At 46.3% G+C, this 16,252-nt stretch carries 16 protein-coding genes; 4 read left to right on the top strand and 12 right to left on the bottom strand.

The window, feature by feature from the left end:
- The first annotated feature begins 76 nt into the window (after positions 1-76).
- Together hisC and LEP1GSC052_RS21370 are read left to right on the top strand one after the other, a co-directional pair.
- Complete coding sequence (gene hisC / locus LEP1GSC052_RS20435) at positions 77-1,180, top strand: histidinol-phosphate transaminase (RefSeq protein WP_020986861.1); 1,104 nt, start codon at positions 77-79, stop codon at positions 1,178-1,180.
- Positions 1,181-1,396: 216 nt separating this feature from the next.
- Positions 1,397-1,576, top strand: coding sequence for a hypothetical protein (locus LEP1GSC052_RS21370; protein ID WP_020986877.1), 180 nt, complete (start codon positions 1,397-1,399; stop codon positions 1,574-1,576).
- Here LEP1GSC052_RS21370 and LEP1GSC052_RS20425 read toward each other — a convergent pair whose 3' ends face one another.
- The 4 genes from LEP1GSC052_RS20425 to mutL all read right to left on the bottom strand — a co-directional run bounded on the left by LEP1GSC052_RS20425 (position 1,577) and on the right by mutL (position 5,528).
- The gene (locus tag LEP1GSC052_RS20425; protein ID WP_010574215.1) at positions 1,577-2,848 is read right to left on the bottom strand and encodes a replication-associated recombination protein A; all 1,272 of its coding nucleotides are present in this window, start codon (positions 2,846-2,848) and stop codon (positions 1,577-1,579) included. It abuts the gene before it with no gap.
- A complete protein-coding gene (locus LEP1GSC052_RS20420) occupies positions 2,845-3,072 on the bottom strand; it encodes a hypothetical protein (protein WP_010574214.1) in 228 nt (75 codons plus the stop codon). The genes LEP1GSC052_RS20425 and LEP1GSC052_RS20420 overlap by 4 nt, the downstream gene beginning before the upstream one ends.
- 76 nt (positions 3,073-3,148) lie before the next feature.
- A complete protein-coding gene (locus LEP1GSC052_RS20415) occupies positions 3,149-3,769 on the bottom strand; it encodes a YqaA family protein (RefSeq protein ID WP_010574213.1) in 621 nt (206 codons plus the stop codon).
- Positions 3,738-5,528 carry a DNA mismatch repair endonuclease MutL gene (mutL, locus tag LEP1GSC052_RS20410; RefSeq protein ID WP_010574212.1) on the bottom strand — a complete coding sequence of 597 codons (1,791 nt, stop codon included), beginning with the start codon at positions 5,526-5,528 and terminating at the stop codon, positions 3,738-3,740. Before mutL ends, LEP1GSC052_RS20415 begins: the two co-directional genes overlap by 32 nt.
- Before the next feature lie 739 nt (positions 5,529-6,267).
- On the opposite strand from mutL, the gene LEP1GSC052_RS20400 reads away from it, so the two are divergent.
- Positions 6,268-7,200, top strand: coding sequence for a sensor domain-containing diguanylate cyclase (locus LEP1GSC052_RS20400; protein ID WP_010574210.1), 933 nt, complete (start codon positions 6,268-6,270; stop codon positions 7,198-7,200).
- On the opposite strand, the gene LEP1GSC052_RS20395 is transcribed toward LEP1GSC052_RS20400, so the two are convergent.
- From LEP1GSC052_RS20395 to LEP1GSC052_RS20355, 8 genes are all read right to left on the bottom strand, one after another.
- Positions 7,197-8,390 (bottom strand): chloride channel protein, encoded by a 1,194-nt coding sequence (locus tag LEP1GSC052_RS20395; protein WP_020986853.1) that lies wholly within the window; start codon positions 8,388-8,390, stop codon positions 7,197-7,199. The genes LEP1GSC052_RS20400 and LEP1GSC052_RS20395 overlap by 4 nt on opposite strands.
- Before the next feature lie 73 nt (positions 8,391-8,463).
- Positions 8,464-9,588 carry a phosphoribosylformylglycinamidine cyclo-ligase gene (gene purM / locus LEP1GSC052_RS20390; protein ID WP_084492283.1) on the bottom strand — a complete coding sequence of 375 codons (1,125 nt, stop codon included), beginning with the start codon at positions 9,586-9,588 and terminating at the stop codon, positions 8,464-8,466.
- Between the two features lie 30 nt (positions 9,589-9,618).
- A complete protein-coding gene (lsa19, locus tag LEP1GSC052_RS20385) occupies positions 9,619-10,215 on the bottom strand; it encodes an adhesin Lsa19 (RefSeq protein WP_010574207.1) in 597 nt (198 codons plus the stop codon).
- 155 nt (positions 10,216-10,370) lie between these two features.
- A complete protein-coding gene (locus LEP1GSC052_RS20380; protein ID WP_020986879.1) occupies positions 10,371-11,003 on the bottom strand; it encodes a cupin domain-containing protein in 633 nt (210 codons plus the stop codon).
- Positions 11,004-11,302: 299 nt separating this feature from the next.
- On the bottom strand, positions 11,303-11,866 hold the full coding sequence (locus LEP1GSC052_RS20370; protein ID WP_010574205.1) for an RNA polymerase sigma factor: 564 nt from the start codon (positions 11,864-11,866) through the stop codon (positions 11,303-11,305).
- A 1-nt stretch (position 11,867) separates the two neighbouring features.
- The gene (murI, locus tag LEP1GSC052_RS20365) at positions 11,868-12,710 is read right to left on the bottom strand and encodes a glutamate racemase (protein WP_156892158.1); all 843 of its coding nucleotides are present in this window, start codon (positions 12,708-12,710) and stop codon (positions 11,868-11,870) included.
- On the bottom strand, positions 12,694-13,998 hold the full coding sequence (locus LEP1GSC052_RS20360; protein WP_010574203.1) for a pyridoxal phosphate-dependent aminotransferase: 1,305 nt from the start codon (positions 13,996-13,998) through the stop codon (positions 12,694-12,696). The genes murI and LEP1GSC052_RS20360 overlap by 17 nt, the downstream gene beginning before the upstream one ends.
- A 33-nt stretch (positions 13,999-14,031) precedes the next feature.
- On the bottom strand, positions 14,032-15,138 hold the full coding sequence (locus LEP1GSC052_RS20355) for a S1C family serine protease (protein ID WP_040913868.1): 1,107 nt from the start codon (positions 15,136-15,138) through the stop codon (positions 14,032-14,034).
- On the opposite strand from LEP1GSC052_RS20355, the gene LEP1GSC052_RS20350 reads away from it, so the two are divergent.
- Positions 15,137-16,240: an aminopeptidase gene (locus LEP1GSC052_RS20350; RefSeq protein WP_040913871.1), complete on the top strand. Its 1,104-nt coding sequence runs from the start codon at positions 15,137-15,139 to the stop codon at positions 16,238-16,240. The genes LEP1GSC052_RS20355 and LEP1GSC052_RS20350 overlap by 2 nt on opposite strands.
- Positions 16,241-16,252: the final 12 nt, after the last annotated feature.

Below are 16,252 nucleotides of genomic sequence, written 5' to 3'. Positions count from 1 at the left end.
TTATTTTTCCGAGTCCTACGCGAATTTATTCTTAAATCGATTCCCAAATTTTTTCCTCAAAAAAGCATGGGAGTAGATGATCCCATTTCAACCCATTCTAAGCTCGCTCAAAAGTTACGAAGCAGGCAAACCCATCGAACTCGTGGTCCGAGAATTCGGGATCGATCCGAAGGACGTCGTCAAACTAGGTTCCAACGAAAATCCGTTCGGCACGGCCCCGGCGGTTGTGGAAGCGATTCGAAACGCGGCGTCCACGATGTCGTATTATCCGGACGATTCTTATTTGGATTTGAAAACCGCGCTTGCCTCCAAGTTCGGAGTCACCCCGGATCGGATCATTCCCGGAAACGGAAGCGATCAGGTTTTGGATTTCGCGTGCAGATGCGTTTTGAGTCCGGGAGATCCGATTTTGATCAATCGGATCACGTTCGCGATGTATAAGATCTACGCGCTTCAATGCGGCGCGAAGGTTCATTCCACGGAAACGATCGAACACGATCTAAACGCATTTTTGGATCTTGCGGAGTCGGTTCGTCCGAAGATCATCTTCTTATGTACTCCGTCCAACCCGGTGGGAGACGCGCTTTCCAAATCGGACGTTTACGAATTTTTAAGAAAGATTTCCCCGGATACGTTAGTCGTCATTGACGCGGCTTATATGGAATTCGGCAAAAAAAAGAACGAGGACAAGTTCATTCCGGCAAAGGAAGTCACCGATCTTTTTCCGAACGTTTTTTACACGGGAACCTTTTCAAAAGTCTACGGACTCGGCGGTATGAGAATCGGTTACGGAATCGGAAGTAAGGAATTAATTTCCAATCTGTATAAGATGCGCCCTCCTTTCAGCGTCGCAAATCTTTCCGCGCTCGCCGCGACCGAAGCGTTGAAGAACGAGTCCCACGTCGATTCTTATCTGGAAATCAATCTAAACGAAATGAAACGATACGAAAAATTCGCTTCGGAACAAAGTATAGAATTTGCGAATTCGTACGCGAACTTCATTACGTTTTTTGCAAGAAAACACGGCAGAACGTCCTCCGAAATCTCGCAGTCTCTTTTACGTCAGGGAATCATTCTACGCGACTTGAAAAGTTACGACTTAAACGCGCTTCGAATCACGATCGGAAGACCGGAACAAAACGACCGAGTTCTTTCCGCTTTGGAAAAAGAATTCAACTAAAAAAAGAGCCTCGTTTTATTTGGACCGACAAAACGTCGATCTTAGAAAAGGTTCGATTTTTCTTTGCAGTTCGGGTCCGGTCTTACGACCCATTGCGCGATTAAACCGTTTTGTAACGGAATCGCCATTCTATCTTTAAAAAAAAGATTTAGATTTTTACCGAAAAGCACGAAACGATTACTAAACCTTGGCGGTCTTACGACCCAAGGAGGAAAAATGTTCAATTCTGAGTATAAACACAAAAAAATAAAAGAGCCGATCCAAAACCAACACGCGGTGGCGTATCATTGGAACTCGGACTCGAGTCGAAACGCGAACGAAACGGAAACCGGTTTCCAAGTACTGGAATCCAAAACGAAACAAGTCAAAGTTCGCCCGGAACTCTACGACAAATAATCAGCTTCCTTTCTTCCAGGGAGTTTTTTCCCAAACCTTATCCAAGTATTCTTTGAGTTTCAATTCTGCTCCGTTTCCGGTTGGAAAATAAAAACGAGGCGGATCGTCCGCGAACTGATCCGGGAAATAATTTTGTTCCTTAAATCCGCCGAAATCGTGGGGATAAATATAACCTTGGGAGGCTCCTTCTTTTTTGTGTAAGAAGGTGGGAGCGTTTCTAAGACGGTTCGGAATTTGAATCCCCGTTCCTTTTTCTCTTACGAAAGAAAGAGCCGCTCCGATTCCTTTATAACTCGCGTTCGATTTCGGACAAGACGCAAGAAACGTGGTTACGTGCGCGAGAATCAATCTTCCTTCCGGCATTCCGATCGCCTCTAACGCGTGTAAGCCGGAAACCGCCAAGGGCAATCCGTTGATGGAAGCGTTTCCTACGTCTTCGCTCGCGAGAATGATCAGTCTTCGCATAATAAAAAGCGGATCTTCTCCGCCTTCGAGTAAAACCGCAAGATAGTATAACGCCGCGTCGGGATCGCTTCCGCGTACGGATTTGATAAACGCGGAAATCACGTCGTAGTGCGATTCTCCGCTTTTATCGTATTCGATCACGCGGCTTTCGAGATATTCCTCCACGTCGGCTTGTGTGATCGTATGATTCTCCGGAAAACTGAAACTGATTCCCTCGAGATTGGAGAGAAGTTTTCTTCCGTCCCCGCCCGAAAACCGGATCAGAGTTTCCTTGGCGTCCTTGTTTAGATTTATGGAATATGCCAAATTTTGAATTCCTCTTTCCAAAAGGGAGGATTGTTCCTCCAGGGAAAGAGGTTCTATCTTTAGGATCTGACATCTGGATAAAAGAGGTCTTGTGATTCGAAACGCCGGATTTTCGGTCGTGGCTCCGATCAACACGAGATGCCCCGTTTCCACTCCTTTCAAAAGACTGTCCTGTTGAGACGCGCTGAAACGATGGATCTCGTCCAAGAAAAGAAGAATCGTTCCTTCCCTTTCCGCTCTTTCCAAAAGTTTTTTGATTTCGGCGACTCCCGTGGATACGGCGTTGTATTCCACGTAGGGAAGATTCCATTTTCTGCATAGAATTCCGGCTAACGTGGATTTGCCGGTGCCGGGCGGTCCGTAGAGTATGATGGATACGGGAGAACGATAATTGACGAGTTGTTTTGTGGCTCTTGTTTGACCAATTACGTCTTCGAAGTTGGAAGGACGGATTTTATGAGCGAGCGGCGGAATCGGCTTCTTTGTAAAAAGATCGCTCAACTAAGTTCCAACTCGTTTTTGATTTTTCTAAGACAGGTTCGTATGGTCGCGTTGCAAACGTCGCAGGCGCTGTGACAACACACCAGGGATTGTTCCCGGATATTTCCCTGAAGAATGTTTTCGATCAAGGCCTGAATTCGAATCGGAAGATCGAACAGATCCAGATTTTCTCGGATGACTTCCTCTCTCGTTTTCGGAAATAGATTGGGCTGGTTGGCTTCCAAAGATTCTACCTTTGATACAAACGATTCTTCAAAAAATTCTTTCTTATATCGGACTGATCGAAACCGAAAAAAGATCTCACATTCCGCCCCCGACCCAACCGAATTGAATCAGATAATAGAATACTATAAAACGCGGAATTCGAAAAAGACAACCCTGAAAAAAGAGAAGATATCTCATTTTCATCGCACCTGCCGCCAAAGAAACCCAGGAATACGGAAGCGGAGTCAAGGCGGCCAATACGACGGCCCAAAATCCGTAACGATGCAGATAGTGTTCCAATTTCTGTTCGTGTTTTTTTACGAAGCTCGCCACACCTTCGATCTTCGGTAAAAGAATTCTTCCGGTAAGATACGATACGGTTCCTCCGATCAAACTTCCGATCGAAGCCGAAACGATCACGAGAATCGAATTGAGTTTACCGGCCACCGCGATCATCAAAAACACGTCGGGCGGAATAAAAACGTGTAAAGAATCAGCGAGCATGATTCCGATCCCCACCCCGAAAACTCCGGTGATCTCGATGAACTTTTGGGAAACGGCGAGCACGGGTTCCGGAAAAACACGCGCCAAAAACACGACTCCCAATACGAGAATCACGATTCCGACTAACGTTTGGCGGAATAATTTACGTACGACTCGATCCGGTTCTTTTCCCGGAACTTCTTCATTTTCTGTGGAACATTCTTTCGAGGTCATCTCTGCTCAACTTTACTAGGGTGGGTCTTCCGTGCGGACAACGGGAAGGATTTTCGCAATAACTCAGTCTGTTTAATATTTCGGCTAAAATCGGATCGGAGAGATGATCCCCTTTTTTGATCGCGGAACGACAAGCCACACACTTCGCCATAAGATCGTATAACTCGGGTTCGGTGGATTCCTTTCCTTCGGTTCGGTTTAAAAAATCGAGAATGATTTCCTTTTCCTCTCCGGGTTCCATATATGCGGGAATTTCTCGGAGAACCACGCTGTCTTCGCCCAACGGATCCAAGTGGATTCCGACTTCCTCATATTCTTTTCTTCGGTTTAATATCTCTTCCTGTTCCTGTTTGGAAACGTCGATACGAATCGGAGTCAAAAGCGGTTGGATTCCGTAGTTCTTCTTTTCGAGTTTTCTAAGAACCTCTTCGTAGCGGATTCTTTCGTGCGCCGTATGTTGATCGATGATATAAAAACCGTCTTCCGCTTCCGCGAGAATAAATGTCTCGAACAAAACTCCGAAATGTTTTTTGGGAACAAAGGAAGAATGTTTTACTCGTTCGTCCGTCAAAGCGGATAAAGAAGCTCCCGCGCCCATTCTATCGAGTTCGAATCCTTCCTGTCTCGGAACCTCGTTAAAAAGTTCGCGGCTGAGCAAAGGACTTTCCCCGGCGCGCGAAGAAGAATGAGCCTGATAAAGCGAACTCGTTTTAAACGTATCGGGCGTGGGTTTTAAAAGACGTTTTTTCAATTCCAAAAAACTGACGGGGGTGCTCGATCTCAATTCTTTTTGAATCAAGGTAAGAAAGAATCCGTTAAAACCTTCCTCGTCCAAAAAGCGGATTTCCTTCTTTGCCGGATGAACGTTGACGTCCACTCTCGAAGGATCGATCTCGAAAAATAAAAAACAATACGGATGTCCGTTCGGTGGTAGAAGTTCGTCATAAGCCTTTTTTAATAGAACGGAGCTGTATTTGATTTCGATCGGTCTTCCGTTGATAAAGATGAATTGTCCTGTTCTGTTGGATTTATAAAAATCGGGATCGCTGATATAACCGTAGGCTTTGATCCCTCCTCTTTCCAGACTCACTTCCAAAAGATGATCTCGAAAGTTTTCACCGAACAGATCGATGATTCTATCCTTTTTATTTTCTCGGGAAGGCAATACGTAAACTTCTTTACCGTCTTGAAAAAGACGAAAGCGAACGTCCTCTCTGGCAAGAGCCTGAGTCGTAACTCGATCCCGGATTTTTTTATCCTCGGATCGGATCGATTTTAAAAACTTTCTCCGGACCGGCGTGTTGAAGAACAATTCTTCCACGAGAATTTTGGTTCCCGTAAATCCGGGGATTTCTTCCCGATCGGAAATCGTTCCCCCGATGGAACGAATCTTCCAAGCGGTTTTTCGATCCTTCGTTCCGCTTTCCAACGTTAGGCGGGACACCGATGCGATGGACGCAAGGGCTTCTCCGCGAAATCCGTAACTCAGTACGCTTTCGAGATCTTTATAATCTCGGATCTTACTCGTCGCGTGACGTTTGAGCGCCGCTTCCAAATCTTCCGGATCGATTCCCGAACCGTTGTCCGTAATTCTCAAAAGGGAAAGTCCGCCGTCCTTGGACTCCACGTCGATCTGCGTCGCGCCAGCATCCATGGAATTTTCCATAAGTTCTTTTACGACGGAATGAGCCGATTCGATGACTTCTCCCGCCGCGATTTGATTGATGAGTTCCGGACTGAGTTCCTGAATTTTCCCCATGGATGGTTCCAATGTCGGAATTCCGACCAAGGCTGTCAGCTGAGAATTTTAGAAAATTCCCTCCCAATCCGCCCCTTTTAAAAAAATATTTCCGAGCTACGATTCACAAGGTTGGAATTTTCAGAAAAGAATTTTTTTGAGTTATCTAAATCCAAACCAGGAACCCTTGCTTTTAAAAAAATCCAGCAGAGAATTTTATGTGATAACGAGAATCTTAACCTTCTTTGTGGAGAACAACAAGCTAAAGCAAGAATGGCGAGTTTACATTAGGTTCGCAATTCTAAACCGCTCGGCCAACCGAGCTCGTAAACGCAAAGCCGCGAAAAAAATCGATTCCAACGGAACAACTTCAAAAATAAACATTCATATATTCGAATATACTAAATAACCCTAAAAACAAGTCTCGAAATTGCCAAAAATCACAAAAACTTGAAAATCATATTATAATCCAAAGAACATCTTTCAAATCTGAAAAGATTCAAATTTTAAATCCGAACGGACCTTTGTCAGAATAGAACCATAAACTCCGAATCACGGGCGAACGAATTCTCGAGATGACAAAACCGAAAAACAAGATCCGATCTTGAAGAGTTCTAAAAACAAAATAAAAAACGAAAGAATCCGCATAATGGTTTATGAAAAACCGCACATCTTAAGTTTATAAAAAACAAAGCCGAAACTAGTTTATATATTTTGAATATAATGTTCCGGTTTTCGAAAGCCCGAAGGAACGGAAGAGATGAATCACAAGAAAGAATACGATCTGGAAAAGTTGGTCAACAATTGTTTAGACTTACTGTCGATCCAGAGATTGGACGGAACCGTCTTACAGGTCAACCCGTCGTTTGAACGAATCCTCGGATGGAAGGCGGAAGAACTCGTGGGGAAACAACCGTTTCACCTGCTTCATCCGGAAGATATGGAATCCACTTCCCGAGAATTCGAAAAATTGAATCAGGGACTTCCGACTCTTTCGTTTCAAAATCGCTTTCAATGTGCGGACGGAAGTTATAAATTCTTTTCTTGGACCGCGTTTCCGGATACGGCCGCCGGATTTATCTACGTGACGGGAAGAGACATCACGGAAGCGATCGAAGCCAATCGGAAAATCAGCCAACTCGCCGCAGAATTAAAGGAAGCGAACGATCGATTGTTCGAACAAGCTTCGACCGATCCGTTGACCGGTTTGAAAAACAGAAGAGCGTTTACGGAAAATCTTCGGGCATTACTTCAATGTCATCGCGAAACATTCTTTTCTTTGATGATGATCGACGTCGATCACTTCAAAGAATACAACGATACGTTCGGCCATCCCGCAGGGGACAAGGTTCTCATCCAACTTTCCTCTTTGTTAAGCGAAGCCTTATCGGATCAAAGTGTGATTGCAAGATACGGCGGAGAAGAATTCATCGTCGCATTGCCCGAAACATCCGAAGAAAATTCGATCTTGATCGCGGAACGTCTTCTTCAAATCACCCGAGAATTCTCCTGGGAGAAAAAGCCCGTGACGATCAGCGTCGGCGTCGCGACATTCCTCGGAAAATCGAAACACTCGCTGGAGGATAAGAATCAACTTTCCGATCTGATCGAATCCGCGGATAAGGCCTTGTATCATTCCAAGATCCACGGAAGAAATCGAAGCACGCACGCTTCCGGAATCGAATGCGGTTAAACTTCTTTTCCTTGAGTTTTGATAAACGGTTCTTTAGGAGATAAAAAGTAACCGCTCAAACTTGCGATCAACACCGGTGTAAAACTGTAAAGACCGGTGAGTTCGGATAACAAAATCGTGGTGGAGATCGGGGTTTTGGTCACGGAAGAATTGACCGCAGCCATCAGACAGATCATCAGAAAGGATTCGTTTTCGGTGGGAAGAATTCCGAACAAAAGTTTACCGGCGCAAGCCCCGATAAAAAACAAGGGAATGATTATCCCTCCTCTCCAACCGCTCGCAACCGTACTCGTGATCGCAAACGTTTTCCAGAAGATCAAAGCCGTTAAAAAAACGAGAGTGAACTTTCCTTCCACGATTTGATTGAGTTGGTCGTGCCCGAAAAATCGGGTCAAAGGAATCTGCCAAGCGATACATCCCAAAACCGCGCCGCCGAGCAAGGTCTTCCAATAGATCGGTCCCGGAATTTTGGAATAGATCCAACGATTGGCGATGAACAAACCGTGAAACATCCATCCGAGAAGCGCGCCGAGAGCGCCGAGTAAAAGAGCATATAAGAAATCTTGAATGTCCCCGGGAACGTACTGCGGAAACTGCCAAGTGGGTTGTAAACCCGCGTGTGTCATCCAAAGAAAGACAAAAAACGCGGACGTGCTGGATAAAAACGCCGGAAGAAGGGCTTTATAGTATTCGACCACGTGTCTGTGTTGCAGGATTTCAAGAGCGAATAACGCGCCTCCCAACGGAGAACCGAACAACGAAGTAAAACCCGCGGCCATCCCCGCGATGGTCATCGATCTGTATTCTTCTCCTGTTAACCCGAGTTTTTCGGCGAACCAGTTTCCGAAAGATCCGGTGATCTGAACGAGAGGGGCTTCGGGACCGGCGCTTCCTCCCGAAGAGATGCTTAAGATCGAGGAAAGAGCCATGGAAGGATTCTGACTCGCTTCCAACTTTCCGCCTCTAAATCGTATATTATCGATTACTAATGAGATTTCTCCCGGTTCTCCGAGAAAATGAATGATGAGTCCGACGAGCAACCCCGTGGCCGTCATAAATGGAATCGTATAAATCCCGGAAATCGCGGACGCGAAATGCGTAAGATATTCGAGCAACATCCAAAACGCGGCCGAAAAAAGTCCGCCCGCGATCCCGAGAATCACGTAAAAAAAAGTGAGTCTCGAAAGCATAAACGGGTTTTTTCTGGAGAATACCAGAACACGGGACCGAAGAAGATCTGCGATCGTGACCATAGATGCGTTGTTAGACGAAGATTACTTCTTCTTTATTACCGGAAAGAATCTCTCCGATTTCGTGAACCGATTCTCCGGTGGATTCCAAAAATTCTTTCGCGGAAGGAACGTTCTCTTCGGACACGATCACCATATAACCGATCCCCATGTTGAACGTGGCGAACATTTCCAACTCGTCGAGTTTATGATCTTTTTTTAATCTTTCGAAAAAATATCCGGAAGGAATTCTATCCTTGAAAAATTTCGCCTGGGATCCCTTCGGAAGAACTCTAGGAACGTTTTCCTGATAACCGCCTCCGGTGATGTGAACCATTCCTTTTACGGGAACCTTTTGCAAAAGTTTTAATATACTTTGAACGTAGATGCGCGTCGGTTTGAGCGCGTATTCTTTTAAGAATTTTACCTGTTCGGGATCGGATGGAAGTTGTTTTCCGTCTTTCAAAAGAAGTTTACGAATGAGCGAGAATCCGTTGCTGTGAGGACCGCTCGATTCCAATCCTAAAATTTTATCGCCCGGTTGGATCGTGGAACCGTCGATCATCAGATCCTTTTCCACCGCTCCGACCACAAAACCCGCGAGGTCGAACTCGTCTTCCTTCATCGTTCCGGGATGTTCCGCGGTTTCTCCACCGAGTAAGGAAGCATTAGACAATTTGCATCCTTGTACGATTCCCGCGACGATTTGATCCATCTTTTCGGGATCCAATTTTCCGCAGGCGATATAATCCAAAAAGAAGAACGGTTCTCCGCCGCAGACGAGAATGTCGTTCACGCACATCGCGACCAAATCGATGCCGACCGTATCGAACGTGTTTAATAATCTTGCGAGTTCTATCTTTGTTCCGACACCGTCGGTTCCGGAAAGAAGAATGGGTTGGTTGAATTTTTTTAGAACGCTTACGTCGTAAGCTCCGGCAAAACCGCCGAGACCGCCGAGAACTCTCGGTCCGTGCGTGGATTCTACGTTTCGTTTGATCTTTTGAACGAACTCTCTTCCCTTTTCGGTGTCCACACCCGCGCTTTTGTATGTGATCTTTTCTTCCATTCTCCGTTCCCGGTTCTTTTTTAGAATAGCTTGGAAAAGACAAAATCCCTGCACACAAAAAAAAACCGGACCCACTAGGAAATCCGGCACTTAAGGACGAAGATTCGGGAATTCAGGAAATCATTTCATTTGGTCGATCTGCTCCATCGCTGCTAATTCTTCCTTGGCGGCGGTTCTTGGTTTTAGATCTTTTTCGCCCGGCTTGAGATCCACGGCTTGTCCGGCTTCGATCAATACTCTTGCGTTGTCGGACTTACGAGTGATCTCGACGGCGCCTTCTCGAACGGCAAAGGTTCCGGATTCGTCCTTACCGTTCACTCTTCCCCAAAACTGGGTTCCACGAACGGCGGCGACTACGGTCGGCGTATCCACAAGAAGGCTTTGACCTTTTGCGAGTTTACCCGCCTTGATCAAAACGTTTCCTTCGGAAACTTGAAAGGATGCGCTCTCCGCGTTGAGAGTCGCTAAGGTTGCGGTGCTTCCGCCTAACAAACGAAAGCTTCCGAGTTTGGAAGTAAGATCGAGAACCGCTTCGGAATCCGTTTTCACGGATTGTTTTTCGGTTACGTTTGCAAGTGGAGAAAGTTCCTTACCTGTTCCGATTACGGAAGCCTTTCCTTTGAGAAAGGTCACAACCGCGTCCGAACTTTCGGCGACCTTCGGTTTACAAACGGTGAAAGAGAATAAAACCGCAATCGCGGTTAATAAACGGATCATTCATTGCTCCGATGAATCCTCTATGGAGGAGTTTTCGTATTATACTCTAGTTCGAAAAAAACGGATCGAATTTTTAATATAAAGTTTGGAAATTTATTTCAAAAAAACTTTTTTCGTTTTTGGAAATTTATTTCCAAAGAATCGGCTTTCAAAAATTAGGAAAAAAATTTCTCGGATTCGGAGAAGTCGGATTCTCCCGATACGATCAGGAATTCCGCTCCGAGAGAAGTGGTGAATTTTTTATGTTTGGATCCCGCCGGCGCTCTGTGAAAGTCTCCGGCCGACATCGTCGTTCCCGCGATTTTCAAATCGCCGCTTACGAGAAAACAATCCTCCGCGCTTCCGTGCGGGTGCGCCGGAAATACCGCGCCCGGTTCCATTCGGATCATCAGGGTTACGGTGTTGCGGGAAGAATCTCGGTTGAGAATTTTATATTCCACTCCTTCGAACGCGCTTTGTTTCCAGAGCGATTCCTCCGATTTGCGTACGAATAAAAAGTCGGAGTTCCGCGCATTCTTTTCGTTCGAAACGTTCGAAATGTTCGACGCGGATGAACTCGTCGAAGCGGAAGAATCGTTTGAGCCGGTCTTGCTCTGCAAGACCTTGGAAATAATTTTATTCCTTAGGGAAGAACGGGGTCGGAACTCCTCCATCGAAGAAAGTCCGAACAGATGAAAAACGTCCTCCAAGCCCAACTCCGCCTCTGAAGAAGAAAAAACTTCTTTCGGAAAGACGAAATCTTCCCAGCTTTCCGTCGGTTCGATCGGGTCGGAATTCGGGTTCGTCATAGATTCGTTTTCCCAGTTCTGCGATTCATTGTTTCGACGTTTCCTTTCGATCGGTTCCGATGTAGGAACTCCCACTTGATTTTATCCCGGAAAATTCCGATCGGATCGATTTTTTTTACACCGGCGTCCGGTTTTGTAGGAGTTCCTACAATTTTTAGAAATGTTTTTCTTCTTGTTCGCATTCGATTTTTCTGATACCGGAGATTTTGCGGTGATTTCCTTCCCACCGCCTCACCGCCACCACCCAACGAGGGTGGGGCGCGCGGTTTCACTAAAAATGTAGGAACTCATACAAAAAATCAAAACGACCAATCCTTCAACCGATCCCTGAGTTCCATCAAACCCGACCGAATTCTCGACTTAACCGTCCCCAAAGGAAGGTTATATTTCTTCGCAATCTCGCTTTGACTGAGCCCGCTCCAATACGCCTCTTCCAAAAGAATCGAAATCTCCGGAGCCAAACCGGAAATCGCCTGTTTGACCTTTTCCCTCAGATTCGAATCCAATGCGTTTTGAAAAACGGAATCCTGTGCGACCTTGGAATTCTCGGCAAAACTTTCCTGAAATTCAAAACTTTGTTTTCTCGTTCTATGATCGACCGATCGAATTTTGGAAAGCGCCGCGTTACGCGCAATCGTAGTCATCCAGGTCAAGGGAGAAGCTTTGGAAGAATCGAATTGTTCGGCTTTCGTCCAGAGAATCGTGAAAACTTCCTGGAGAACCTCTTCCGCTTCTTCCCGATCCATTAGAATTTTATAAACTACCGAATAAAGCATCGGTCCGTATAAATCGTAGAATTTTTCCAAGGAACGTTGTTCCTTGCGAACGATTCCCTCGATGAGACGTTCCGCCTCGAAGGACATCTTAGACCTTGCTCGGAGATTCTAAAAGATCGGCGGCCAATCGGGAATGAAAGGTTTCGTCGCTGTTTAAGATCAACGTGTAATGAGGAACTCGCCCCGATGCGGAGCGGATTTCTTCGGAACGCAAGCTCGAGTTCGCAGTCGCGTTTGCGTTTGCGTTTGTGCTCGAATTCACATTCAGGTTCAAGTTCGCTTCGAGAGAATTCAAAAGATGTTTTACGGTTCCCGAATTTCCGTCGTAGAGCTTAACTTCCGGAAAGTTCTTTAGAATTATCTGTTTTAGAAAAACGTAATGTGTACAACCGAGAACGAGATTCTCCACTTTTTTTTCCCGAAGATCCGCGAGAATCGGAAGAAGATATTTTTCGGCCTCGGCAAATTCTCCCTTATCCACAAGACCGGCGAGTCCGGGACAGGATACGGGAACGATCAATTCTTCCGCGCCGAGTTCCGCCTTTAACCTTTGGAGCTTTTCCTCTCTTTGAGTGACGGGTGTTGCGAGTAACGCTACTTTTTTTCCGGGGTTCTGGAGAATCGCAGGTTTGATCGCTGGTTCCATTCCGAAAATGGGAACGGTAAATTCCTTTCGGAGAGTTTCCGCGGCCGCGGAGGTCGCGGTGTTGCACGCGAGAAGAATCGCGTCCACATTCTCCGCTTGCAAAAAGTTGCATACGTTTCGAACGAGTTCCAGAACGACGGAAGCTTGTTTTTCCCCGTAAGGACTGTTCTTTAGATCTCCGTAATATACGATTTCCATTTCAGAATCGTATTTCAGGAGTTCCCTAAGAACGGACAAGCCGCCCATCCCGGAATCCATCAATCCGATTTTAAGCGGACGCGATATACTCACCGATCTTGTCTCTAAGCGTCTTATAGATCCAGTCGAATTTTTCGTCGTTCTCCTCGAGTAACGTTACGCGAAACCCGTCCTTGAGCGTACAAAACGCGGACAAAGGAACCACGCAAATTCCCGTGGAAGCGAGCAGATAATATACGAATCTTCTGTCGTTCGCCGCCGATGCGAGCAACGGTTGGATGAATTCGTCCGCCTTTTTGTTTTCCACGTTCAACTTCATCTTGGAATTCAAAACTCCGTCGTCGAAAGCGACCGTAAGATAAAAAGCTCCCTTAGGCTCGACGACCTTTACGCCCTTTAAACCGGAGAAGTATTCGGTGGCGGCGTGCGCGCGTTTTTTAAACTTTTCGTTTCTTCGTTTCAGATGCGGAATGAATTCCGGATGAGAATAAACTTCCGGAATCGCCATCTGCGGAAGTGTGGTCGAACATACTTCGAGCATCTTTGCGTCTAACAACGATTTTACGTAACGGCTGAAAACGGGGTCCTTGTCCTTGTTGAAGATTTCGAGCCAACCGCAACGACCGCCCGGCCAAGGAAATTCTTTGGAAATGGACCTGAGCGCCATTCCCGGAACCTTATCTCCGATGACCTCGGAAAGATGTAAGGGCCCGTGATCGGAATAGTTCACGTGCGCGTAGGTTTCGTCGCAGATCAGCATCAAATCGTATTTTTCACAGATCTTTACGATATCCTTCATTAAGGTTTTATCATATACCGCACCGGTTGGATTGTCCGGGTTGATGAGAAGAATTCCCGTGATGGAATCGTTATAACGAACCTTGTTTTCGATATCCTCGAGATCCGGCATCCAGTTGTGTTCTGGAAGAAGATTATACGTTAGGTGTTCATATCCGCTGTGCGCGGCTTCCGCGGATGAAATCGTGGAATAAGCGGGGCTTGGCCCCAACACGCGGGCTTCCCTTCTCATAAATCCGAAAATTTTTGCGACCGCGTCTCCGAGTCCGTTGAAGAATAAAAGATCGTCCGCGGTGATCTGCGCCCCGCCTCGTTCGTTTACTTTTTCGGCGAGGAATTTGCGCGTAGGTTCGTAACCCTGCGTGGCCGTGTAGGCCCAGGACTTGTCCTTTAGAACCAGATTGGAAACGATCTCCTTCATCCAATCGGGAATGGATTCTCCCTTTTGAATCGGATCTCCTATGTTTTCGTAAGTGATCTGAAGACCGAGCGCCTCCAGTTTTTTCGCGACGGCTACGATCTGTCTGATTTCATAGATCAGAGCGTCCGCTCCGCTGTGAACGATGTTTCTTCTCATCCCGTCTTTCTTTCCTCTAAAATTCTAAAACCGCTATTTTTGAATCAACTTCACCGGAAGTTCGAGCATCGTTTTCTCCCGGTAGATACGGAGCTTGATCTTGCCCCCAAGTCCCACTATTCCAACCTGTTCGCGCAGATCATTAATATTTTTGATCGGGGCTCCGTTCGCCTCGAGAATAAAATCATAACGTTTGATTCCTCCGAGTTCCGCCGAAGACTGAGGATCCATATCGTACACGAGGACCCCCGTCCAAGAATCGGGAATGCCCAAAGCGATTCTATGATCGGGAAGCGGAACCGTTGCCATCACTCCGAGAATCGCCGGGCGAATATGTCTGCCCTGATTAGACTCGATCATTCGGATAATCTTCAACGCATAGTTGCTCGGAATCGCAAAACCGATGCCGGAGTTCCGACCCGTTTCGCTTCGGATCAACCGGTTGATTCCGATTACTTCTCCGTAGATGTTTAAGAGCGGACCTCCGCTACTTCCCGGGTTGATCATGCTGTCCGTTTGGATATGCGTCTGACCGGTTTCGTCCAAATCCTCCCTATATTTCGCGGAGACCACTCCCACGCTGAAGGAACGTTCGAGACCGAAGGGAGAACCGATCGCGATCGCCCAATCTCCCACTTCGATCCGGTCCGAATCTCCGAAAACGATGGGCCGTAAACCGGAACCTTCCCGGATTTTTAAAAGAGCGATGTCCGCGCGTTCGTGACTTCCCACGTATTTCGCGGAATGAACGCTACCGTTCGAGGTGATGACTTCGATACTTTCCGCGCCTTCGATGACGTGGTAGTTGGTGACAATATAACCTTTTTCATGAACGAAAAAACCGCTTCCGAACGAAGCCAGTCTTTCGTTTCTAAAATCGAAGTAGTGATACGGGCTCGTGATCGATTCGCTTTTTTTCGTACGGATGGAAACCACCGAATCCTTAACGAGATGATAAACGTTGCGAAAAGAATTTTGGATTTCGATCGCGGACTTTTGTTCTCCGTAGCTGATCGGCCTTTTGCCGGAGAAAAGAGAAGACAACGAACATTCCTTGGGAAAAATCAGAACTCCAATGAGAACGACCAAAAGAACTCCGTTAAAAACGACGACCTTAGGAAGGGAACGTATAAATTCCATAATAGAACCTAAATTCGATTCTCCTCGTTCGAAGAACAAGTGTAAATCGAAAACTTCGCGACGATTGGGAAGAATCGCGTCGCTTCTCTTTTTATGTTTTACTCTCGAGAACTGCGTTGGTTATCTCTGGCATTTAGGAACGGGACAACTCGACATTTTGCTAAAACGAAAATCGATCGAGACGATCCTACAAGATCCGTCCGCAAAGGAAGAATTAAAAATCAAACTCAGAGAAGTGGAATCCTTTCGGGAATACGGAATCAAGGAACTTTCACTCGCGCCTTCCGCCGGATTCAAGTCGTTCGTGGGGCTCGATCGGGAAGAATTGGGTTGGCACGTATCCGCGTGTTATCCTCTCAAATTGGAATCTTATACGTGGTGGTTTCCCATCGCCGGAACCGTTCCCTATAAAGGATTTTTCGATTTAGAAAAAACGAAACGGGAAGAACAGGAACTGAAAGACAAAGGGTTCGACACGAGAATCAGAATCACCGCCGGATATTCCACACTCGGCTGGTTCGAAGATCCGATCTTCTCTTCCCAGTTGGACGACGCGAAACCGCACGAGATCGCCTCACTCGTGTTTCACGAGATGGCGCACGCGACCGTCTATTTTCCCGGAGATTCTCTCTTTAACGAGAGTTATGCGAGCTTCGTGGAAGAGGAAGGAGCGTTTCATTATCTGGAATCGGCGGAAGGAAAGGAAAGTCCGATCAAAAAGGAGATTCTTTTAAAAAAGGAAGAATCGAAAAAGCTCAAAGTTTTTCTCGTACAAACCGCGGCTAAACTCGGAACGTTATACGAAAGCTCCGGAACCGATTCCGAAAAATTAGAAGGGAAAAAAAGAATCCTGGAAGACTTTAAAAATTCTCTTTTGGCCGCAAAGGGAGAATTTAAGACGATCCGTCTCGATAAACTCGCGGCGAGAAACTGGAACAACGAGGACTTCGTAGGATATCTTCGGTATCATTCCGGAACCGATTTTTTCCATCGCGAGTTCGAAAAAGCGGATCGGAACTTCGCAAAGTTTCACGAAAGAATGCGGGCGCTCATCGATCTTTCCAACGAGGAAAGAAAAAAACTGCTCAAAAGCGATTCATAAAAAAAAGAAGAA

Source organism: Leptospira kmetyi serovar Malaysia str. Bejo-Iso9 (assembly GCF_000243735.2).
Classification (GTDB): domain Bacteria; phylum Spirochaetota; class Leptospiria; order Leptospirales; family Leptospiraceae; genus Leptospira; species Leptospira kmetyi.
The sequence above is the reverse complement of the archived record's forward strand: the minus strand, read 5'-3'. Positions and strand labels throughout refer to the sequence as shown.